The organism is Xenorhabdus yunnanensis, from assembly GCF_028598805.1.
Classification (GTDB): Bacteria; Pseudomonadota; Gammaproteobacteria; order Enterobacterales; family Enterobacteriaceae; genus Xenorhabdus; species Xenorhabdus yunnanensis.
The window spans coordinates 1-484 of the sequence record NZ_JAQRFI010000237.1; the positions used below are offsets into that span (position 1 = coordinate 1).

Consider the following 484-nt stretch of genomic DNA (forward strand, 5'->3'; position numbering starts at 1 on the left):
GGATACGCCTCAAATCGCCATCTGCCGTGCTGTGGTCGCTGCACAATTGGGCGACGAGATTGAAATCCCTGATGAGCTGGTGGAGGGGGTATGACAGACGAACTCAAGCCGTGTCCTAAATGCGGCAGCGACGTTTTGTCGATAAATGGGATTCGTCCCTGTAATTTTGTGGAGTGCTACGAATGCGGTAATTCAGTTTATGGAACTGACGAACACGCTGTAATTCAGGTGTGGAACCAGAGGGCAAATGACGGAGGTTAGATGGACAAGCAGATCTTTCTGCTACGGAATGTGCGAATACTCAATAACCTGAAAGCCGCTCTCGATAACTTACCCCTCAGCGACGAATTCCCGATTCAAATCACCCTATCAGACTCAAGCCGAACCCTACCGCAGAACGACAAGTTCCATGCGTTATGTGGTGACGTCTCTAAACAGGGTATTGAATGGTCTGACAGTACATGGAAGACGCAGGAATGGAAAT

At 49.2% G+C, this 484-nt stretch carries 2 protein-coding genes; both read left to right on the forward strand.

The window, feature by feature from the left end:
* Positions 1–90: 90 nt before the first annotated feature.
* The gene (locus PSI23_RS23335; protein WP_373567373.1) at positions 91–261 is read left to right on the forward strand and encodes a Lar family restriction alleviation protein; all 171 of its coding nucleotides are present in this window, start codon (positions 91–93) and stop codon (positions 259–261) included.
* Positions 262–484 (forward strand): recombination protein NinB (locus tag PSI23_RS22040; protein WP_273557048.1); only part of this gene is annotated, 223 nt, incomplete at its 3' end. It lies immediately after the preceding gene.